The organism is Niallia sp., assembly GCF_031978665.1.
Lineage (GTDB): Bacteria > Bacillota > Bacilli > Bacillales > Cytobacillaceae > Niallia.
In genome coordinates, this window is record NZ_DALZDK010000005.1 from 111,265 (window position 1) to 133,559 (window position 22,295).

Genomic DNA, 22,295 nt, shown 5'->3' on the forward strand with positions numbered 1-22,295 from the left:
TTTATAAGCGAATAGAGCTTAATAGATGCATAGATTTCATATATTCACTTGCATCTTGTGCCACTTCGTTTATTTGTTTCCTTAAGCTTTCTTGATGTATCTCCATATAATCACTTGCTCCAACAATACTTATACTTACATTCGTTTTTTTATCATCATAAAATATCGGAGCAGAAATAGCCGATACGCCCATTTCCAATTCTTCGATGCAAAAAGCAAGCTGGGAATGATAGATTTCTTGTAACTCTTCTTTTATTTGGATAGGATTTGTTTTGGTAAATGGGGTGGCCGCCTCAAAGTTCGTTTCCTGCAGCATCTTCTCAATAATCGCTTCCTCTTGATATGCAACAATTACTTTTGCTGCAGCTGCAGAATGAATCGGCATCCGTTGCCCGACATGGACAAAATACTTATTGCGTAAATCAGATGGTTGATGTGTATAAACACAGTACACATCCCCTCCATGAAATCGACTAATGAATGTATATAGATTGGTTTCATTGGATAATTTTTCTCCATACCGACCTAATAGCTTGATAGGATCCTGCAATCTTAAAAATTGACTTCCCCAAAGCATTGTTTTTGGTCCAAGATAATATTGTTTAGAAGCATTATCCTGTATAACAAGCTGATACTCACACATACTTGTTAGCATTCGATGAATTGTACCCTTGCTTAAATTGGTTTCTCTAGCAAGTTCACTTACTCCCATCCCCATATTCGGGTTAGAAGAAAGGCAGTCCATTACATCAGTAAATCGATTTAACCATTCCAAGCCTTTTCTCTCCCTCCAAATGAGTTCCTCTTAGCGGAACACCGTTTCATTTTTTCAGAATAAGAGAAGGTGTTATAGAAGCACCCTTCTCTCTCACAAAAAACATCCAAATGAACCAATCGCCATAAAAACGGTAAATAACGTTTTTCTAATAGTATTGTTCATTCTAAAGATACTTCTATCTTTATCGAATCTTTTCAGTGCAGATTATCTCTTCTACAACACCCTGCCTTGTTCGTTATACGATTTCTTTATCTTTAGATTCAGGAATTAAAAAGATAAAGGCTAATGCAGATAAAATATATACACCAGATAATAGGCTAAGTGCATAGCTTAAAGAATGATTAAGCGAAATATAGCCGATAACTAATGGTGCAAATCCAGCAATTGCTCGCCCTACATTAAAAATGATATTTTCAGCAGTGGAACGAACCTCTGTATTATAATGTTCCGCTAGAAGCGCTCCATATCCTCCCATCATTCCATTTACAAAGAATCCTAATACTCCTCCAAGAAGCAATAAGGCTGCCGTAGAAGTAACTTGGAAATAAACCCATACAATAATGGCTGCTGCAAACAGAAAGGCTATATAAGAAGGTCTGCGTCCAATTTTATCTGCCAAATAACCAAAGATTAAGATACCCACAATCATTCCGATAATAGTAGTTACCGTCCATAACGTCGTTTTATTAAAATTATAGCCTAGCTCTGATGCAAGCATCGTTGGCATCCAAGTCATAATTCCATAAAAACCAAAATTTTGAACACTTGTAGCAATAATTAAGCCAATCGTTATCTTCGTTGTTTTCTTGGAAGCAAATAATTGTCCAATCGCAATTTTATTTTTATTTTCTTCTTTAAGCTTTGTCCAAACCTCTGGCTCTTTTAAATTTTTTCGAGACCAAAAAGCAAAAATTGCTGGTATTACTCCTGCAAGGAATACGCCCTGCCAACCGAATTTTGGCGCAATGTACAATACAGTTAAGGTAGCTAGAACAATCCCTAATTGAAAGCCAACCGCTACAACAGATGTAGCGCGAGATCGAAGCTTCTTCGGCCAAGTCTCACTTACTAGGGTCATCCCAATTCCAAATTCTCCCCCAAGTCCTAACCCAGCTAAAAAGCGGAAGACTGCAAAGGTTTCTAAATTAGGAGCAAAAGCACATAAACCTGTAAAAACAGAAAAAATTAAAATAGTCCATGTAAACACACGTACTCGCCCAAATTTATCAGCCATTACCCCAAACACAATCCCGCCGACTACTGCTCCAAGCAATGTAATAGTAGAAAGACTTCCCGCCTCTGCTTGATTAATGCCAAAAAAGGCAATAATCAGTGGCAAGGTATAGGATAAGATCATCATATCCAATCCATCCATGGCATACCCAATCGTAGAAGACCATAGCGTTTTCCACTGATAACCTGTTATTTTCTTTTCTTGCACCTCTGTTGTTTCATATGCTTTCATATTCACTGGTTATATCCTCCCTTTGCCCAAATATGGCTCTTTCATTCTAGCTACCTCTCAAAAATGTCTTCCTCTTTCTGTCAGAAACAATAAATAATAATCCTATTCTCTCTCTCGTAGAATATAATCTATACTGTCAGATGTTCCGCCAAACGGAACGATGTTTCAAAATTAAGTAGCATAAACGTATAATACTATTAACTATTTTATAAATCTATCATATTGTCAGAAAATATAACATATTTTTTATTTTCAGTTTTCAAAAAAAGAGATTGTATTAGGTAGTGAAGGTTTTAATTGGAGATGAAAAATGCTTTTTTTGGATTTTATTTCTGTGGAATGGTGAATGCTAGACTAATAATAAAAGGAAAACATAAAGTTATGAAGAATTATAGAAAATATAATCCCGTATAAGGTTAAAAATGGCATTATAACATCAAAAACTTTGTCTTGTTTTTGATGTTATTTGTCAATATTATTATATTTAGGTGATTAAATTGGAACTATTAAATGATGCTAAAATCAGAAAATTATTATTGGTGGAGTTGAATGAAAAATATAAGGGACGGAAAGATACAAGGATTATTAACGAGTTAGGTTTGGACTTTGGAGCTAGTCGAGTTGATGTGGCAGTAGTTAATGGGATTATGCATGGATATGAGATTAAAAGTGATTTAGATACACTAATAAGATTACCTAGACAAATCGAGTATTATAATAAGGCATTTGAAAGAATGACTATTGTTGTTTCTAGAAAATATGTAGAACAAATAAAAGAGATTATCCCTAGTTGGTGGGGGATAAAGACAGTTAGTAAAGATAACACCCGACTTATAAATATCCGAAAAGGGAGAAAAGTCTCTCAGCAAGATCCTACATTAATCATAAAATTGCTATGGAAAAAAGAACTTGAAGGATTAATTGATTATTTAGGATATCCTAAATCCTATAAGAAAATGAGAAAAAAACAGCTCCTGTCTTTTTTACAAGAAGAAGCTGATTTTAGTATTATTAAGGAATTTGTATATAATACTTTAAAATTCCGAGATAATTGGCGGTTAGATTAACAGCTGCGCGACTGTAGTCTCTATATGATGGTTAACTGATATTGCGATAGGAGACTGATGATCGCCAATTATTATTTCTTGATTAGCACATTTATAAATTTCCTCATCTCCAAAAGAAAATTCTCTCCCTGGATAGAAGTCCTGATCAATTAATTCTCTACATACTTCATAAAACGTTAATTCACCATCATCACCAATTAATTTTGTAATATTTGAATTTTTCGTGAATTCATTTTAATAGATCAAAAAATCAGTACCATACAAGAAACTTTAATTACCTTAAGCCATCTCTCAGATATTCCAACAAGTTCTCTCCGGCTCCGTTTCCACCATCAGCTCTCCCTTTCTAAATAAATATCTACACTTTGGTTGTTTAAAGAAAATATCGTAAACATCTTTAACTGGGAAACAGGCAAGGTTAGCTTCTTTGCCAACTTCTATCCCATACTGATCCTGTATAGAATATGCAGTTGCTCCATTGATAGTAAGCATGTTCACTATTTGTTTTAACTCTTCTCTTCCGGTCATATGAGCTAAGTGAATAGCCATGTGAGCTGCTTGTAGAATGTTTCCATTTCCGAATGGATAAAATGGTGTTCGAATATCATCATGGGCAATGCATACATTTACGCCTTGTTCCGCTAACTCCTTTAGGCGTGTAATCCCTCTCCCTTTTGGATGAGAATCCGTTCTTCCTTGCATCGTCGTGTTTACGAGAGGACAACAAACGATTGTCACGTTCGCCTGCTTAACCAAGGACATCACTTTATTTGCATAAGCATCAGAATAATAAAGCAGGGCATTGGCATGACTGGCGGTTACCTTCCCCTCCAGTTTTTCCTTTAACGTAAGGCTTGCGACTACTTCAAGGAAACGGGAATGTTCATCATCTACTTCATCACAAAAAATATGAATCTCTTTTTCATATTTTTTCGCTAGCGAAAAGGCGAATTCCAATGATTGGATTCCTTCTTCTCTCGTATGCTCTAAATGTGGCACAGCACTTACTGCATCTGCGCCTAGCAAAATTGCCTCTTCTAAACGATCTTGGTTTTCTGGACATGAAACGATGCCGTTTTGGGGGAAAGCAATAATTTGTATAGAAAGGAGCGACTGAAGCTCCTCTCTTAATTCAATGATCCCATGCAGTGCTGTTAGGTTGGGATCAGATATGTCCACTGCCGCCCTAACGTATAATACGCCATATGCCATTAGCATTTTGAGGGCCTTGGAAGCTCTATTTTTCACATCTTCCTTTGTGAGGGACTGCTTTCGAATCGACCAAATATCAATCGCCTCTCCTAATGTACCGGATTGATTGAATACTGTATCCCCTGCTGTGAGCACCGTATCTAAATGCGTATGCATCTCCACAAAGGGCGGCAATACAACGTTTCCTTCTAAATCCAATTCCTTCGCTCCTAGTAAATTTTCCGATGAAATGGAGAGAATTCTCCCTGCTTTTATTCCTATATTTGCACTATTCGTCTGAAAGGGAAGCTGAGCGTTTTTTAGCACCAAATCGAACATCTTCTCTCCCTCCATTCTCTAATCGTAATGTCATAGATTCTCTACTAACCTACTTATTTTTCCCTGCCCAAAGTGATGCTCGGAGTGAAAACCACTTATCCACTCACCATTTTTGTATACATAGCGTGTAGGAGATAAATTGGCAAAAAGATCGTATATATTTGTGGCATCAAACAGAACAAACTCCGCTGCTGCTCCTTCTTTTATTCCATGTTCCTTTTTCCCAAAGATAATAGCAGGAGTTTCGGTAATCATTTTTAACACTGCTAGCAATTCCTCTTCACTAGCCAAATGCGCCGTATAGGCAGTAAGCAGCCCTATCTGCAATAAATCAAATCGACCAAAGGGATGGAATGGATCACTTACATTATCCGACGCAGTTGCCACCGGCACTTTTTTCTCCAGCATTTCACGCACTCTTGTTATGCCTCTTCGCACTAGTCCCTTATCGTCTCTTCCTTGCAAATACATATTGGCGCCAGGCAAAGTAACAGCAGCTATCTGTTGAAGTGCCATCTCCTCGATAATTCGATTGGATTTCTCCTCTGTCATAGCAGATAGAGAGCATAAATGACCAGCCGTGACTCTTCCTTGCATATTCCATTTCTTCGTATTATCGATGACACGTTGAATCGTACAAATTTCCGGATTATCTTGTTCGTCCACATGAAGGTCTAGAAATTTATCATATTTAACAGCTAAGGCAAACAGTTGATCCATGTCTTCTGTTGCATTCGGAGATAAATGTGGTGCTCCGCCAATCCCATCAATCCCGTAGGAAATTGCCTCCTTTAGTACGTCTCTTTCTTTTTCGTGCTTCAAAGAAAGATCGGAGAACATTGGAACAACCTGTAAGGTAATATAAGGCTTTAACAATTCCTTTGCTTCCAACACTGCTTGTAAATGACTTAATGCCAGCTCATTCGATATATTCCATTCAAAGTTCACATGGGTTCGTATATGTGTGGTGCCATACGACAATGCTTGAAGGGCTCCCTTCATTACTCGTTTTTTAATTTCTTCCTTGGAAAAACCTGCTGCTTTCTCGTTATAATTCCTAATTGCCTCTATTAACGTTCCAGACTTATTTGGCACAGTTTTTAAGGAAAATGCCTTATCGAGATGGGTATGAATATCAATAAAAGAGGGAAGAAGAATTCTTCCCTCCATATCTATGGTTTCTTGCTGACTTGTTCGATTGCTCCAAATCTCATGAAATGCGGCAGAGTTTCCATGCTTCTTTTCCGTTTGCGGTTCTATTTTTGTATAGATGCCATGTTGAATGACTACTGTATATAGCTTTTCCGAATCTACTAATGGCAGAGAAACATTCGTCAATTGCATATCCTTCATCTCTACTTACCTAAATAGTCATTCGTAAACATTTTCGAAACATCTTCTTTATTCTTAATAATTTCTAAATCCAACAGCTCTTCTTGGAGCTTTGTCCAGCGTTCATCAGACATATAGCCAAAGCCATGCTCTTTAGCATCGCCGCCAAAAATCAATTCTTCTTCTTCCTTAGCTCCATAATCCATTAATTCCAGTGATAAATCTGGATTTTTCTCTTTTAGGAAAGGGTTAATTTCATCAGAATGATCACGATAATATTCCCAGCCCTTAACCGTTGCATTCATAAAGGCTTGAACCAACTCAGGATTATCTTTAATCACATCTTCTGTCGTGAAAATAACATTGGCATATGTTTCAAAACCAGCATCATGGATGAATAAATAGTCTGTTTTTACCCCATCCTGATCTAAAACATAAGGCTCAGAAGTAACATATCCTTGGGTTACCGCATTTGGGTCATCGATAAAGGTCGCTAATGATCCTGTATAGGCCATATCTTTTACCTCTAAATCATATGCTGTTTTAATGTATTCCCAATAGCCACTGCCTGGCGCGGTGTATACTGTTTTTCCAGCAAGATCCTTGAAATCCTTCAATGCTCCTTCATGTCCAATTAATACTTGTGGACTCTTTTGGAAGATTGCCCCAATCGCTACTAACGGAATCCCTTTATCTCTGGCAATTAAGATATCTTCTGCTTGCGTATAACCAAATTGAGCTTTTCCTGAAGCCACTATTTGAGTAGAAGAGATTTGCGGACCACCAGGCTCAATGGTCATATCAATTCCTTCTTCTTTATAGAAATCTTGCTTTAAGGCAGCATAGTTCCCACCGTGTTCCGGCTGCGCAAACCAGTTTGTCACTAGTTTAGCCTTTTCTAATTCTCCCTCCTTAGCAGAACCTCCTGATTCTTTCGTATCTCCACAGGCAGCAAGCAACAGCATAGACATAGCAGTGATCAACACGCCAAACTTTTTATACGATTTAATTTTCCCCATCAACTAAGTTCCCCTTTTCGTTTATCTAGCAAAAAATTTGCTTGTTTATTAACTGTCTCGTTTCATTTCTGATTCATGCCAAGATCCCAAAACCCACTTAGATAATAGATTCACCAATAGGAAGAATGCGATGCCCAGAATACTGGCAGAGATTCCACAGGCAAATAAATAAGCTGTTTCCATCCGACTAGAAGCCACTGTAATGGCATACCCTAACCCGCCATCTCCTCCACCAATGCCTGCGATATATTCCCCAACAATGGCACCAACGACAGCAAGTGTACAGGAGATTTTTAAGCCTGCCATAATATAAGGAAGCGCAAAAGGAATGCGAACCTTCCACATAATCTTCCATTTAGAAGCCTGGTATAAGGTTAATAGATTGATCATGCCACGATCTGTTGCATTTAAGCCTACTAGTGTATTCGATAGCATCGGAAAAAATCCAATTGTAAAAGCGATAATCACAATCGCATTAGTTCCAGAGCCAAACCAGATAACAATAATCGGAGCAATCGCAACAATCGGAATCGTCTGGAGAAGAATAGCATATGGATATAAGCTTCTTTCCATAATTTTCGAACTCGCCATCAATATCGCCGCAACCACACCTCCAATTACACTAAATACAAATCCAATGATGGAAGCAGTAATCGTTCGCGTAACGGCATTTCTAAGATTCTCCCAATTTTCGATTGAAGCCTGAAGAATATCTGTTGGTTTTGGCAATAGATAGGGAGGGATCTGAAATAGCACAGTACCGTATTGCCAAATAAGCATAAACAATACAAATACAATCAAAGGAGGAATCCAAACATTTAATACTTTGCGCAGTTTTTTGTCGGTTTTTATCCCTACCATTTGAACTTCTGTAACCTTTTGTGTTGCCTGTTCCATCGTATCCCTCCTTTTAGATAATCTCTGATTCTTGCTTTACAGGAATCTTCCCTGGGTTTAATAAATCAAATGGGTCATTTTCCTGTTTCTTTTTCATGATTTGTTCCATTTTCAAATTGTAGCCGCCAAAGCCAAGCAAGTACGTATGAGGATCGTTAATTTCCACGCCTATACTTCTACAAAAATCAATAATTTCATATAGTCTTTCCTTTGATTGGTAAAGGATAACCGGTAAAGAGGCTGGCGTAATCTCGCCTTTTATTTTGATATACTCAAAATGAAATTGAATTTCTTCTCCAAATTTTTCTCTCAGTGTATCCATTTGCTCAAAAATTTGATCCACCTTAAATCTCGCTTGCAGGTATGTCATATTTTCTCCATGTTTATGGGCCCAAAGGGTTGCATGATTCCATGTGAAATCAGATACTTTTAATCCTTTATGATAATTGCTTGCAGGGATTATTAAATCAGAAGTTCCACTATATTTATCTACTAAAAGCTGTAAGTCCTTCAAACAGGATTCTTCAATTTCCAGCATGGTAATCGATTTATCATCCTGAAGGACGTTTTTTAGAGAATGGAAATGGGATGGAATCGGCCATTCACACACAGACACAAGACGCTTTGTGATCGCTTCGTTATGTGCTAGCTCATCGCCAAATTTTACAGCCTCTTTAAAGGTTGGGAAGGAAATAATATGTTGGGTCCACTCTTGCTTCTCTTCCACTGGCAAAATGGCTTCCAATACAATCCCCGTAGTCCCGTAATTATGTATGTAGTCTTCCATTTCCTCTCCTACTACCTCAAAGATTCTCGGCTCCCCTTCAAATGTCATAACTGTAACGCCAAGAATATTGCCGTCCCATAAGTTGCCCCAACGAATGGATCCAATTCCGCCAGAACCACCACATAGGAAGCCTCCTACGGTTGATGTCATAAAAGTACTAGGATATATCCTTAGTTCTTTTCCTTGTTTCCGCAACGTTTTCTCCAATACGCCAAGACGCATTCCTGCCTGTACTTTCACGGTGCTTTCCGTCAGTTCTAGTAATTTATCTAGCTTCGTCAAATCGAGAACAATTCCGCCTTTTAAAGGGATCGCTTGCCCGTAGTTTCCGGTTCCTGCTCCTCTAATCGTTACTGGCACTTTATTAGCTACTGCGAAGGTGACGATTTCTTTTATTTCTTCGATAGAGGTTGGTTTTACAGCACAATCTGCGACTTTATCCTTTAGCTCTTCGAAGAGTACAGGGGAATACCAATAATAATCCTTTGACAGTCGTTCTCTTTGACTTTCACTTATAATTACCTTCTCTTCGCCAACTAACTCTATTAATTTCTCTAACCACATAAAAGTCACCGCCTATTAAAATTGTAAATAATGGGAAACCTTTGCTGCTATGTCACTAAAATGATGGGAGGTTCTCAATTCAGCATTTCTTGGAAAAGGCAGATCGACATCGACTGTATTTTCTATTTTTCCTGGACTAGGTGTCATTACGGCAATTTTTGTAGATAAATAGACTGCCTCAAACACATTATGAGTAATAAATAAGACTGTCATTTGTTCTTTTTGCCATATTTTTAACAGCTCTGCCTGCAAGTTCTGTCTGGTGATTTCATCTAAAGCGCCAAAGGGCTCATCCATTAATAATAATTTCGGTTTTGCGACAAGGGCCCTTGCAATCGATACCCTCATCTTCATTCCACCTGACAATTCCCTTGGCAGGGCTTTGCGAAAATCCTTTAATCCTACTAATTCCAACACTTTTTCCGCCATCTCAACCTTTGTTTTTTTCGGGATATTTTGAAATTCCAAGGGAAGCAAAATATTATCCATCACATTTCTCCATGGCAGCAAGGTTGCATCCTGAAAAACGAAAGATACATCGGTACTCTGCTTTTGAGCCATGCGCGGACTTTTACCTAGAATCGTTAGTTCTCCATCTGTATGCTCAATCAACCCCGAAATCATTTTAAAGATCGTTGATTTCCCACACCCCGACGGACCAACAAAGGAAACAAACTCTCCTTGTTTAATATCGAGACTTACATTTTGAACAGCTGTTTTTCCATTCGGATAAACCTTGTTAACATTTTGCAAATGAACAATAGCTTCATTTACTAGATTTTGCTTTTGTGTTTCTATCACACTGGCATTTGCCATACAGAAACCCCTCCCTTTTCGTTACATGGAGCTTTTTATGGTTTGAAGATCAAAACGAATCATTTCCTTTATTGCACTGGCAAAGCTTTCACTCACTAATTGAAGAATCTGTTCGCCCTTTTCAATGGTCGCACTGGCTGCATCTCCTGCTATTCCAGTCGAAGAAATATCCTTCATCACCCAGGCAAAATAGCTATTGCCCTTCAAATATAAGTGCTGTGTATCTTCTGGCAATTGGACAAACTCCGTTGGGCTTAATTCCATATCCACCCATGCTTCTTTTAAAGCCAAAACCATGGAAGTTTCTACCTCTCCACCATGAATTCCATACTTTTGTTCTTTTTCCGAAATGAGCGAGCTTATGACAGAATAATCCGGGTTTAACCGGAACACATTCATCCCTGTTTCAATTCGTACTTCTCTTGCCATCATATTAAGGAGATCATGATTTCCCCCATGCGTATTAAAGAGAAGCAATTTTTTAAAGCCACTTTCACTTACACTTTTGGCAATATCACTGATAACGGCCTGCAAAGTTGCTGACGATAATGTAATAGTTCCTGACATCCCTAAATGCTCTGTACTCTTTCCATATGGAAGTGATGGCAGCACCCAAACATCCTCTTCTGGAATAAGATTTAGCGCTTCAGCTAAAAGGCCTTCGCCTATTAGAGTGTCTGTATAAACAGGCAAATGCGGTCCATGCTGCTCTACTGCACCTATCGGTAAAATAACAAGGGCATTCTCCTTATCTAGCAGTTCTATTTCTCGAGAGGTCAATCTAGGCAAAAATCTTTTTTCAAATGCAGTTCCACTATATCTACCATGTAACATCTTTTACCATCCTCCTTAAAAAAGACTAATGAACTCTAATGAAAAACCAACTAAATAACACATTATGTTATAATTGCTGACATAAATACTATATTTATAATAGAGGTTACTTTTCCAATTTGCATTAGCACTTTCGTAAAAGTTTTCATAATATTTTGTATACTTTGAACAAATTTGAATCCTTCCTTTATTTCAAGGTGTTCAAGAACTTATTTTTTACCTAAAACAAAAAGAACCCTTAAAAGAGTTCTTTTCAAATGGAACGTATAAGAATTAGTGTCTCGCACTGTTTCAATAGAATAATTCATTATCCCTTTCATTCCGACACTTTTGACATCTTTTTGGAAAGGAAAGACCTTTTTTCTTATAGAACTATTGCTCTCCTGTTGTAAAAGTAAACCGTTCTCCACATATCCAGCATTTTAAAAGAAGATCATGGGGCTCAATCCCCTTTAGAGCTTCCTTGATGGATTCTGCTCTTTCCTTTGCAGCGGTATCATCAATCGGTTCGTTACTATTTAAAACATGTATCGTTGTTTGAATTTCTTCTCTTACCTTTTTATAATCCACTTCTGCCCATAATTCTAGATAAGGGATAAACGATTGATCACCAGATTCTTTCACTTCCTCTAGTAGCAAAAGAATCTTGTTTCTATTCCGATCCTTTAAGTAGCTCATATCAGGATCTTGTTTCCCCTCTTTCATCCATTCCTTCCACTCATTCAAAAGTTAATCGGTATATTGATTGGACTCTAAGTACCACCCTCACTCTGTATAAATAATCATGGGGAGTTTTCCAGAATACTTTATATCTAGAAAATCATGATCCACCATCCAATCAATTTTCTCCATAATTCCATCGAGTTTCTCTGACTTATAAAAACCATAGACCGGGCACCTATCCAGCTCCAATTGTAATACCTTCTTCTCCCGAGATCCCTTTAAAATTTTCGCAAGAAGCGTTCTTCCTTCATTAGCAATAATTCCATCAGCCGCTCTCATTATGGCCTTTATTTCTTCTTCAGCTAATCTATTCGTCTTAGCGTTCATCAAAATGGTAAGTCCTCCTCATCAATCCAAGAATCAGAAAAAACCGGAGCTTCTTTCTTTTTAACGCTATTTGCAAGTTTTTTAAGAGGAATAGGTGTTACTGTCACATCCTTATCAAACTTCTCCTCATACAAATCACGAATCCACACCTTTACTGGGGCTTTCCATCGCTGGTTGGGAGCAGGAATATTCCTTATTAAAACCTTAGGTGTCATGCCTAACTCTTTTGCCATTTGGATTTCGATATCATTCAATCGGCACCTTTTTTTGGATTCTGCCCAAGCTTGGTCATTCTTTTTTGCTGGCATTAGATGCTTCTCTCCTTCCTATATACTAGTTACTAACATCTATTAATTAATTAATTGTCATACACAAAGAAATAGGCTCTTTTATTATACAATGTTAATTTTCTTGTAGGCATGAGAAATAAAAGCGGAGAATTTCCGGCTAATGTATATAGAGCGAGCATAAGTAGCAGATTTAAGGGGTGATATTCCGGCTAACTGTTCTAAAATAAGACAAAATCCAAAGATTTGGATAAGATAAACGGAAAAACTCCACTTATTTTTAAGAAAATATGCGAGTTTCCAATTTTAATGGAATTTTTCCGTTTATTTTCCAAAGACAGTACAATCAAAATGGGACAAGGAACCTGCCCCCTTGTCCCGTCTCATTAAAACAGCTTCATTTGCTCAGCTTTACTCTGAATATGTGATTTTTCATCAAATATTTTATACCCCATCGAATCGTATCCCTTCAATCGCTTCTCAAACATAGCTTTTAACATCGGTTCTTTATGATCTACATAATCATAAACCTTAACACTGGATTTAAGTTCATGAAGACGATGTAGCCTTCCTACATATTGTTGCAATGTGCCTTTCCAAGAGATTGGCATAGCTAAAAATAAACAATCTAACCGAGCATGATCAAATCCTTCTCCAATATATTTTCCAGTGGCAATAATCAATCTTTCTTCATTATCCGGTAGTTCTTCTAGCTTTCTGATTTTTTCTTCCTCTTCTTTTTTAGTCATTCCGCCGATTAAAACAATTATATTTTTTGCAAATCCCTTGAAAGTCAATTCTAAGTCATGAACATGATCTAATCTTTCTGTTAAAATTATTGGGACAGCCCCTTTTTCCAATTCTTTGAGGACATCATCAAAAATTAGTTGATTTCGCATTTTATTATTTGCAAGTTCTTGATATAAAGATTGAATTTCTTTTTCCTTCCTTATACTCTTAAAATTAGTATATCTTGGAATTAATAGATGTTTAAAAGGCAGAGTCTTTGCATGACTCTTTGCATTCACCTTATATCTAACCGGTCCTAATTGCATAGCCATAATCGGATGTAAACCATCTTTACGAGTTGGAGTAGCTGTTAAACCATGAATAAATTTAGCATTCGAATTTTTTAAAACGCGCTCAAAACTAAAAGCAGATATATGATGGCATTCATCTACAATGATTTGGCCATATTGTGTGACGTGATCTTTGATTTTCCCTTTATAATTAAGACTTTGGATTGTAGCAATATCAATGATTCCGGATTGCTTGTTTTTCCCACCGCCCATCTGTCCAATTTGGTGATCCTCCAGACTTAAAAACGTTGATAAACGTTCTTTCCATTGTTCTATCAATTGTTTCCTATGGACAATAATTAATGTGTTTACGTTTCTTTTTGCTATTAATGCTGCAGCAATAACCGTTTTCCCAAATCCTGTTGTAGCGGACAAGATTCCTATAGAAGTTTCTAATAATTTAGAAACCGCTTCATCTTGTTCCGCTCTTAATGTACCTGTAAAACTTAAAGATAAAGGATTTCCCGAATGTGTATTTTCTTGAAATTCATATTCTATCGAGAATTCATTAAATAGTTTAATTAATTCATCCCTACAACCACGAGGTAAAATGATAAAGTTATCTATTTCTTCCGAGCAGATAATATTCCTTGGTATGCCATAAGTGTTTAAACGTTTTGCTTGAGCTTTAAAAAATTCTGGATTTTTAAATGTTGATAGGTTGATGAGTTTTTGAATAAAGAAAGAAGGAAGTCCTGTTTTATCTATATATAATCCATTCTTTTCAATAACATTTAGCTTAGTTGGTAAGTTAATCAGTTCCTCGATTCTATTTGGTAAAATCTCATTATTTTCCTTAACAAAATTAGAAACTCTATTATTTTGCTTTGATGTTTTAATTATCGATTCTACATCATCTAGGTTCATTTTCTTTACATTATCTAAAAATAGCCATTGATCAGAATATGGCACGAAATTCTCATCCACAAAGACACTATTACCTTTTTTTCTTGGGTTATTCTGTAATGGAAGAGCAATTAAATTCCCAAAACCACCTTTTGGAAGAGTATCTTGATTAGGAAATAAACGGTCAAAAGAATCCATCCCCACTTCATATCTTCTCTCAAGTGTTCGTGATAATAAAACACCTCCTATCCTTCTAGCTAAGGAAGCTGGAATTGCATCGTTAAAAAAAATCCAAACATGACATCCATTTCCAGAACGAGAACGTTCAATACTTGCAGGAATGTTCATCTCTTTACATGTATCCATAAAAGCTAGAACATCTTTTTGCCAATTTTTCTTATCAAAGTCTACTGCTAAAAACCAACAAGTCTCATTCTGTAATAGGGGATAAAGTCCAATAGTATGTTTACCTATTAAATGATCATAAATGACATTATCTGTTAATGAAAGGAATTTTCGATGCTGACAATCTGCACATTTAATAGATGGTTTTTTGCATAAAGTCGGGTGCCATTCATTCGCACAAGCTGGTGTATAGCCGGATTTTCCACTCTTAGATTCCCAACGAATGGAAAATACATCATCTCTACCTTTAAAGAGTCTTTTATATATCCGAATTCTTTCTTTAACTTTTTCTGCTTTCGTTTTATTTAATATGGATTCTTCAAACGAATCATTTAGACTGAATTCTATATTATGAGCTTTTAAAAGTTGTTTTAATTGAAGATTTTCGTGCTTTAAACTTTCACATTCTTTTATTTTCATCAGTAACTGGCGTTCAATATTTTGCATATTAACCCCCTCTAAAAGTTGGTCAGTTTCTACATATATTTATTATACAAAAGTAGGAGGAAGGAGTGCAAAACGTAGAGAAATATTAGCCAGTTATATAGAGGATAGCATTTTCATATTTCGTATTGTTTTTTACTGAATGAATTTGATTATTATGCTCTATGAAGATCCAATGGCGGTGAATTTACGATAAAAGTAATTCAACGAGGTAATTAATATGGAGAATTTTTAGATGGCATAGCTTTCTTTACTGTTTTTCATTTAAGTATTCAAGTACATCTTGATGCTTTTTTTGTATATTGGAAACTTGCTTTATTTCGCTACTTAATTCTGTTTTATTTTCATCTAATTTTTTCATCAAGCTTCCATAATAAAAACCCACTTCTTTTCTGATCTCACTTTGCTCCACTCCAAAAGCTAATTGTACATCCTCCACTGAAGATAATCTTGTGTCAATGGAATCCAATCGATTAAGGATTTGATGTAAAATCTCTTCCATATCTATTCGCCTCCCTTCTTTATTATAAAGGATCATGCTCACCATAGAATGTTTTCAATGCAAATCTATTAAGGTTAGAATAACAGGCTCTAATTCGCACCTTTTTATTTTTTTCATTGATGGAATATACAAAAATGACATTCCCCAATTGAGTCCAGTGGAGACCATTAAATTTAAAACCTAGTTTATTTGCAATTCCGTCTGATTGTTTGTGTGGTTGTATTTTCAGTAAAGTTTGAACGCGTATAAATACATATTCATGATCGACATTGTAAAGTTCTGAAAAAGCTAGCGAGGCTGTTTTAGTAAAAGTTACGGAGTAATTATTTGTTTTCATTATTTTGTTGTTTTCTTACAAATTTCATCATTTGTTCAACATTTATCACATCTTCATCTTCATTATCTAATTCAGATGCTTCTAATTGTTCTAGAATCACTTTATTCTCAAAAATTGCTTTTGTCATTTCTGCTTTTTGTTCCGCACTATGCTCCTTGCTGAACTTATCTTCAATGGATACAACCATCCCAAAATTTTGACATTCATCGCCAATTATATCAATTACTTTTAAAAGTTCATTTTTATCTTTCACCATATCTTTTAAATACTGATGCATTTCATCTTTTCTTATATAATCCATGAGGTATCACCTTCCTTTTCTCCTATTATACCATGGGCTTTCATTATTTTCGCCATTTTAGCCGAATCCTATTAACTTGATAATACCAATCATTGTATCGACATTATTCCCTTGATATTCTTTCTTCCGAATACCTTTCATTCATTAAAGATTCTTAGATTGATTCTAATTTTAAACTGTCCCCATAAGAAAGACAACTGTCTTTTCGTGGTGCCTGGCACTAAACAACCTACAATTGGAATACCATATAGAAACAGCAAAAAGAAAGTGTGAGCTTTATATGATGAAGAACCAAGTTGAAATTGCTTCGGTATGGGTGCAAGTAATTGGAACAATCGTAGCTGCTTTAGGAAACAGTGCATGGAATATCCTGAGTGAAGAAGAAATTAAAGACTTGGATTTAGTGGGAAATGTTTTACAAGCTTTTGGAAATGCCGTACAGGCAGACCAGCAAGAAACGGTAACATTTGAAAAGATTGGAACCGAAATCCAAGCAGTAGGGAATACGGTTGTAGCCAGTTCGTATATTTTGTTAGAAGATGAATTAGAAAGTAAGTTAATCATTAAAGGGAATTGGTTACAGGCATTTGGCGCGCTAGTTGAGGCAGTCGATGAAGTGTTGGATAACTCGGGTAAAGACCAGCGATTAAATATAATTGGAAATACCACACAGGCAGTCGGTAACTCTTTCCAAGCAATTGGCGGAAAGCATATACTATATAACAATGAAGAAAAGGGACTCTTCTTGGTAATAAGTGGGGGCTGGATACAAGCAGTAGGTACGATACTAAATGCAATCGGCCAAACACAGGAGGAATTAGCGGAAAATGAAAATGACCAGGATGGCAAAAATAAGCCCCTTGAACAGGCCTCTTCCTTTTATGAGCAGGAAAATCTTAAGCGTGCATGGGAGGGTAGGAATAATTATTATTAGCGGAGTTCAAACGATTTACGTAATATCGCAAACCTGTCCTTCCCCAGAGATGCAGAACAATTGTCTATTTGCAATTCTATAAATTATGAAACTTTTATGTCTAAAAGACATATGTTTTTATCGAAAATTATGTATTTTCCGTCAACTAACAGGATTTTCTTACTTTAAAAACAAATTTCTTCTTATACCCCCCTAATGTAAAGAAAGGAGAAACGAGATGAAGAACGGACATTTTTCAAAAGTTTTAAAAGTTTACAACGGAAAAATGCTTTGCCCAGAATGTAGGGAACCAATGTTTATTGATACCTTCGTTAAAATGTCCTATATGAATGGGTATTCGCACATTAATTGCTGTGCTACACTCCCTGATAAAGAGCGAGGATTGTTAAGAGATATTATAAAAAAGCACCCAAAATTTTTCCCATTAGACTAAGTATCCTTTTGGATAAGAGGGTTGAACTTAGAAGTGAAATTTAAAAGATGTTTGATACTTTTATTTTCACTCACTAAAATAAAAGTATCAAATGCCTTTAAATAATAGAAGAATAAGCCTATATATCATAGACTTTTTATAACTATGTCTAATGCTTAAGCTAACTCCTATTGTTTTTTCTTATATGAGGAATTTTAAAAACAGTTTTTTAAAGGGCAAGATTTATTCTTATTTTACACTTATTCCTCGAATTTCTAAATGAGTTACGGATATTTTTACCTATCTAACTGCCTGTATCTCCAGATAATATAAGCAAATATACGAATTAACTCCTCTGAATTTAATTAAATATCTTTTTTATAATATTTTGTAACATAAAAATGAGCCTACCATTCCATAATTCTTTAGGAACGAATAGGCTTTTTTACTCCCGATTGGTAATCATTTGCTTTATCTGAGGACTAGGTGCCTGACAATTTATCGCAACGTCCATTCTTTTAATTCTTTACTGGTTGCTAACACATAATGGCTTTCGGTTATTTTTTGAAAGGTTCCCTTTTCATAATCAATTTCATTTGTTTCATAGTCATATTCTAAACTTGCTCTATTTTTTTCTATTATTGGATCTATTACTGGAATAGCTGATAACAAACTTTTGGTATACGGATGAATGGCATGCTGAAATATATCTTCAGTCGTTCCTGTCTCTACCAAATATCCTCTATGCATGACACCAATCTTATCGGAAATATAACGAACCATCGATAAGTCATGTGCAATAAATAAATAAGTGGTTCCTAGTTCACTTTGGATATCCTTCATTAAGTTCACTATTTGCGATTGGATGGAAACATCCAATGCAGAGATTGCTTCATCTGCAATTACTAGTTCAGGATTCATCACTAATGCTCTAGCTATTCCTACTCTCTGCCTTTGTCCGCCCGACAGTTCATGAGGATATCGATCTGCATATTCCTCTGAAAGGCCAACTTTGTTTAATATAGAATAAACTCTTGCTTTTCGCTCATTAGAAGACGAGCATATTTTATGAACAATTAACCCCATTTCAATACTGTCATATATTTTTCGACGAGGATTGAGGGAAGCCATTGGATCTTGAAAAATCATTTGCATATTCGTTCTTAAATGTTTTTCGTCATCTTTACTCATTTTCCCTCCAATTGAAACTCCATCAAAAATGATGTTTCCTTCCGTTGGATTGTATAGTCTTATAATGGAACGACCTGTAGTGGACTTTCCACTTCCTGATTCTCCAACTAAGCCATAAGTTTCTCCTTGTTTAATATCAAAAGAAATCCCATTAACGGCCTTTACCAATTGGTTTCTTCCCGTTTTAAAAAATTGTTTTAAGCCTTTAACAGAAAGTATGGTTCGTTTTTCAGTTGTTTGCAAGATTACCTTCCTCCTCAAATGAGAGCGTTTGTTTACTTTTTTGATGGGGACTTTCTACTTTCACTGCATTTTCATGTAATAGCCAAGTGGCTGCATAATGATGTTCATTTATTTGAAACATAGGAGGTTCTAAACGAAAATCGATATTCATCGCATACTGATTTCTTTCTGCAAAGGCATCCCCTTCCCATTTATTTTTTAGATTAGGAGGACTTCCTGGGATCGTATAAAGTCGATCTTGAACATTATTTATATCAGGTGTAGAAGACAATAATCCCCATGTGTAAGGATGGCGTGCATCATAAAAAATATCTTCTACGGTCCCGTATTCGACAATTTTCCCAGCATACATAATACTTACATAGTCTGCAATTTTGGCAACTACTCCAAGATCATGTGTAATAAATAGGACTGAAATGCCTTTTTGCTGCTGAATGTCCATTATTAATTGAATAATTTTTGCCTGCATCGTTACATCCAATGCAGTAGTAGGTTCATCACATATTAATAAATCTGGTTCACAGGATAAAGCAATGGCAATAACCACCCTTTGCCGCATTCCACCTGACAACTGATGAGGGTAATTTTTCATTATGGATTCAGCATTCTTTATTCCTACCATCTTCAACAGATCAATAGCTCGCTTCTCTGCCTCTTTTTTGGAAATCTTATAATGATAACGCACACCTTCCATTATCTGATTTCCAATAGACATAGTGGGATCTAAAGAAGTCATTGGATCCTGAAAAATCATGGCTATTCTTTTCCCTTTTATTCTTTTCTGCATTTCTTTATTTGTTAACTTCGTTATATCTTCTGTAACTGACTTTCCATTATCCGTATACGTAAATTCGATAGAACCTTCCTTTATTCTTCCATTAGACGGAATCATCCCCATAATTGATTTCACCGTTACAGATTTTCCACTTCCTGATTCTCCAACAATGGCAAGTGTTTCTCCTTTACAGAGATCCAGATTTACTCTTCTCACCGCATTCAGCTCGCCAGAATTAGTTTGAAAGGAAATGGACAAATTTCGAATGGATAATATAGTATTTTTTCTATTCACTTTTCTAACCTCCTAGCGTTCTTTTAGTTGCGGATCTAGTATATCTCGTAATCCATCTGCCAAAATATTGAAACATAACATTAACAAGCCTAGTACTGTGACAGGAAAAAGAATCATATGGGGAAAGATTAGTGCAGATTTATATCCATCATTTATCATGGATCCTAAAGACGCTAATGGTGCTGGAATTCCTAACCCAATAAATGCTAGAAAGGCTTCCAAGAAAATCGCCGTTGGAATAGAGAACATAAAAGTGACAATAATCTGTCCAATCGTATTGGGTAATATTTCTCTGAATATAATGGTAGAATTCGAAACTCCAATTGTTTTAGCGGCTAAAACAAACTCCTGTTCTTTTAATTTAAGAACTTGCGCTCTTATTATTCTACTCATATTAATCCAACCCGTTAGAATCATCGCTACAACAATACTTCCCATTCCAGGTTTTAATACAACAAGCAAAAGAGTAACAACAATCATAGTCGGTATCGTACTCATTACCTCTGTAAAACGCTGCATGACAATATCCACTTTACCTCCCACATAACCAGAAACTAAACCATAGATTAATCCTATACCCAAATCAATGATCATAGCGATTGCAGATATGTACAAAGAAAGCCGTGTTCCCAAAGCTACTCTCGTCCAAATATCTCGTCCTAAATTATCTGTACCAAAATAATGGTAATTAGTACTAACCTCATCCGTATATCCATTAAAAATCCCTATATTCTCTAAAAAAGGGATTCTAGGAGATAAATTCGTTTCCGATGCATTTACGCCATTCAGCGTATAAGGACTTAATACAGGTGCTAAGAAAGCATACAAAATAATAATACTAATCGTAAAAAAACTAATGGAAGCTCCTTTATTTGATAAGAAATTTTTCATGAATAATTTCCAAGAGGACTTTTCTCTCTTAGGAAGCTGCAACGTTTCTCTACTTTCTTTTGGCGCCAGTATAAAATCATCGTCTTGGAATGTAAAACTATTATTTTGTTTCATCCTTAAGCTCCTTTCGCTAAGCGAATTCGAGGATCAATAATACCATATAAAATATCAACCAATAGCATCACTCCAATGAACATTACACTATAAACAAAACTAATACTGATCACCACATTATAATCATTGGATTGTATAGCATTTATATATAAACTCCCAAGGCCAGGTATGGAAAACGCTTTTTCAACCACTAAGCTACCTGCCATTAGTTCAACCATCAGCGTGGCAAAAACGGTAATCACAGCGATAATGGCATTTCTTAAGACATGCTTGATAATAAGCTGCGATTTTTTTATACCCTTTGATTCAGCAAGAGCAATATAATCTGCTGCCATTACTTCGATCATTTCTGACCTAGAATATCTTGCAATACTTGCTAATGTAAACATGGACATCGAAATAGTAGGTAAGATTGTTGAAATAAATTGTTTCTCTGTACTGTATAAAATAGGAAATAAATCAAACTTATAAGCAAAGAAATACGATAAAAGCAATGCAAATACAAAGGAAGGCAAACTAACGCCAATGACGGAAATGGCTGTTGCAATTGTATCCACATATGTATTCTTCTTTAATGCTGAAATGATTCCTAGAGTTAATCCAATAAGAGAACCTACTGTCGCTGCTTGCAATCCTATTTGAATGGAAATTGGTAGTCTTGCAGCAATCATTTGTGCAACAGGCATATTGGTTTGTATGGAATAAGAAACTCCAAAATCACCTGTTAGCATATGAATAAAATATTGAAAGAATTGATAGATAACCGGCTTGTCTAGTCCATATTTCGCATATAACGCAGCTACCTGTTCTTTACTCATTTTTTCATCATTAAATGGAGATCCAGGCATAAGACTCATCATGATGTATAAAATTAATAGAATACAAATTAAGGTAATAAACGCGATCACTACACGTCTTATAACATAATTTTTCAAGCACTTCACATCCTTTATTCCCGTATCGTATAGTCGTAATAATTGGTATTTTTCCCATGCCACAGAGACCTTACATGAACAGGATCAGATAAGAATAAATCAGCGTCTATTCTATCTTTCTTTGTTCAAATAAGGCTCCTTGCGTGGACATAATACCTTAAAAAAA

At 35.9% G+C, this 22,295-nt stretch carries 23 protein-coding genes; 2 read left to right on the forward strand and 21 right to left on the reverse strand.

Going from position 1 to position 22,295, the window contains the following annotated elements; translation table 11 throughout:
* Window position 1: 1 nt before the first annotated feature.
* Window positions 2-775, reverse strand: a complete 774-nt coding sequence (locus tag RTL21_RS04170; protein WP_312093614.1) for an IclR family transcriptional regulator — start codon at window positions 773-775, stop codon at window positions 2-4.
* A gap of 238 nt (window positions 776-1,013) precedes the next feature.
* Window positions 1,014-2,243 (reverse strand): MFS transporter, encoded by a 1,230-nt coding sequence (locus tag RTL21_RS04175; RefSeq protein ID WP_312093694.1) that lies wholly within the window; start codon window positions 2,241-2,243, stop codon window positions 1,014-1,016.
* Between the two features lie 497 nt (window positions 2,244-2,740).
* Here RTL21_RS04175 and RTL21_RS04180 point away from each other — a divergent pair, with 497 nt between their 5' ends.
* On the forward strand, window positions 2,741-3,310 hold the full coding sequence (locus tag RTL21_RS04180) for a sce7726 family protein (protein ID WP_312093616.1): 570 nt from the start codon (window positions 2,741-2,743) through the stop codon (window positions 3,308-3,310).
* Here RTL21_RS04180 and RTL21_RS23215 read toward each other — a convergent pair.
* The 15 genes from RTL21_RS23215 to RTL21_RS04250 form a co-directional block, all read right to left on the reverse strand.
* Window positions 3,302-3,520, reverse strand: a complete 219-nt coding sequence (locus RTL21_RS23215) for a beta family protein (RefSeq protein ID WP_396954418.1) — start codon at window positions 3,518-3,520, stop codon at window positions 3,302-3,304. The genes RTL21_RS04180 and RTL21_RS23215 overlap by 9 nt on opposite strands.
* Window positions 3,521-3,601: 81 nt before the next feature.
* Window positions 3,602-4,840 carry an amidohydrolase family protein gene (locus tag RTL21_RS04185; protein WP_312093618.1) on the reverse strand — a complete coding sequence of 413 codons (1,239 nt, stop codon included), beginning with the start codon at window positions 4,838-4,840 and terminating at the stop codon, window positions 3,602-3,604.
* 30 nt (window positions 4,841-4,870) lie between these two features.
* Window positions 4,871-6,193 carry an amidohydrolase family protein gene (locus tag RTL21_RS04190; RefSeq protein WP_312093620.1) on the reverse strand — a complete coding sequence of 441 codons (1,323 nt, stop codon included), beginning with the start codon at window positions 6,191-6,193 and terminating at the stop codon, window positions 4,871-4,873.
* A gap of 2 nt (window positions 6,194-6,195) precedes the next feature.
* The gene (locus tag RTL21_RS04195) at window positions 6,196-7,191 is read right to left on the reverse strand and encodes an ABC transporter substrate-binding protein (RefSeq protein WP_312093622.1); all 996 of its coding nucleotides are present in this window, start codon (window positions 7,189-7,191) and stop codon (window positions 6,196-6,198) included.
* Window positions 7,192-7,239: 48 nt separating this feature from the next.
* A complete protein-coding gene (locus RTL21_RS04200) occupies window positions 7,240-8,052 on the reverse strand; it encodes an ABC transporter permease (RefSeq protein WP_312093696.1) in 813 nt (270 codons plus the stop codon).
* A 49-nt stretch (window positions 8,053-8,101) separates the two neighbouring features.
* Window positions 8,102-9,439, reverse strand: a complete 1,338-nt coding sequence (locus RTL21_RS04205; protein ID WP_312093698.1) for an FAD-binding oxidoreductase — start codon at window positions 9,437-9,439, stop codon at window positions 8,102-8,104.
* Window positions 9,440-9,454: 15 nt separating this feature from the next.
* Complete coding sequence (locus RTL21_RS04210; protein WP_312093624.1) at window positions 9,455-10,255, reverse strand: ABC transporter ATP-binding protein; 801 nt, start codon at window positions 10,253-10,255, stop codon at window positions 9,455-9,457.
* A gap of 21 nt (window positions 10,256-10,276) precedes the next feature.
* The gene (locus RTL21_RS04215; RefSeq protein WP_312093626.1) at window positions 10,277-11,089 is read right to left on the reverse strand and encodes a creatininase family protein; all 813 of its coding nucleotides are present in this window, start codon (window positions 11,087-11,089) and stop codon (window positions 10,277-10,279) included.
* 372 nt (window positions 11,090-11,461) lie between these two features.
* Window positions 11,462-11,794, reverse strand: coding sequence for a hypothetical protein (locus tag RTL21_RS04220; RefSeq protein WP_312093628.1), 333 nt, complete (start codon window positions 11,792-11,794; stop codon window positions 11,462-11,464).
* 60 nt (window positions 11,795-11,854) lie between these two features.
* On the reverse strand, window positions 11,855-12,139 hold the full coding sequence (locus tag RTL21_RS04225; RefSeq protein WP_312093630.1) for an RQC-minor-1 family DNA-binding protein: 285 nt from the start codon (window positions 12,137-12,139) through the stop codon (window positions 11,855-11,857).
* Window positions 12,139-12,447 (reverse strand): hypothetical protein, encoded by a 309-nt coding sequence (locus tag RTL21_RS04230; protein WP_312093632.1) that lies wholly within the window; start codon window positions 12,445-12,447, stop codon window positions 12,139-12,141. The genes RTL21_RS04225 and RTL21_RS04230 overlap by 1 nt, the downstream gene beginning before the upstream one ends.
* 365 nt (window positions 12,448-12,812) lie before the next feature.
* On the reverse strand, window positions 12,813-15,203 hold the full coding sequence (locus tag RTL21_RS04235) for a TOTE conflict system archaeo-eukaryotic primase domain-containing protein (protein WP_312093633.1): 2,391 nt from the start codon (window positions 15,201-15,203) through the stop codon (window positions 12,813-12,815).
* Window positions 15,204-15,450: 247 nt separating this feature from the next.
* Complete coding sequence (locus tag RTL21_RS04240; protein ID WP_312093635.1) at window positions 15,451-15,702, reverse strand: hypothetical protein; 252 nt, start codon at window positions 15,700-15,702, stop codon at window positions 15,451-15,453.
* Window positions 15,703-15,724: 22 nt separating this feature from the next.
* Entirely contained in the window at window positions 15,725-16,039 is a 315-nt protein-coding gene (locus tag RTL21_RS04245; RefSeq protein ID WP_312093637.1) for a hypothetical protein, read from the reverse strand.
* On the reverse strand, window positions 16,026-16,340 hold the full coding sequence (locus RTL21_RS04250; protein WP_312093639.1) for a hypothetical protein: 315 nt from the start codon (window positions 16,338-16,340) through the stop codon (window positions 16,026-16,028). The genes RTL21_RS04245 and RTL21_RS04250 overlap by 14 nt, the downstream gene beginning before the upstream one ends.
* A 280-nt stretch (window positions 16,341-16,620) precedes the next feature.
* Here RTL21_RS04250 and RTL21_RS04255 point away from each other — a divergent pair, with 280 nt between their 5' ends.
* Window positions 16,621-17,274: a DUF6944 family repetitive protein gene (locus RTL21_RS04255; protein WP_312093641.1), complete on the forward strand. Its 654-nt coding sequence runs from the start codon at window positions 16,621-16,623 to the stop codon at window positions 17,272-17,274.
* 910 nt (window positions 17,275-18,184) lie between these two features.
* On the opposite strand, the gene RTL21_RS04260 is transcribed toward RTL21_RS04255, so the two are convergent.
* From RTL21_RS04260 to RTL21_RS04275, 4 genes are read right to left on the reverse strand one after another with little or no spacing between them, the layout of a single operon-like run.
* A complete protein-coding gene (locus tag RTL21_RS04260) occupies window positions 18,185-19,120 on the reverse strand; it encodes an ABC transporter ATP-binding protein (RefSeq protein ID WP_312093643.1) in 936 nt (311 codons plus the stop codon).
* Complete coding sequence (locus tag RTL21_RS04265; protein WP_312093645.1) at window positions 19,107-20,189, reverse strand: ABC transporter ATP-binding protein; 1,083 nt, start codon at window positions 20,187-20,189, stop codon at window positions 19,107-19,109. Before RTL21_RS04265 ends, RTL21_RS04260 begins: the two co-directional genes overlap by 14 nt.
* A 12-nt stretch (window positions 20,190-20,201) precedes the next feature.
* Window positions 20,202-21,194 (reverse strand): ABC transporter permease, encoded by a 993-nt coding sequence (locus tag RTL21_RS04270; protein WP_312093647.1) that lies wholly within the window; start codon window positions 21,192-21,194, stop codon window positions 20,202-20,204.
* 2 nt (window positions 21,195-21,196) lie between these two features.
* A complete protein-coding gene (locus RTL21_RS04275) occupies window positions 21,197-22,129 on the reverse strand; it encodes an ABC transporter permease (RefSeq protein ID WP_312093649.1) in 933 nt (310 codons plus the stop codon).
* Between the last annotated feature and the right edge of the window lie 166 nt (window positions 22,130-22,295).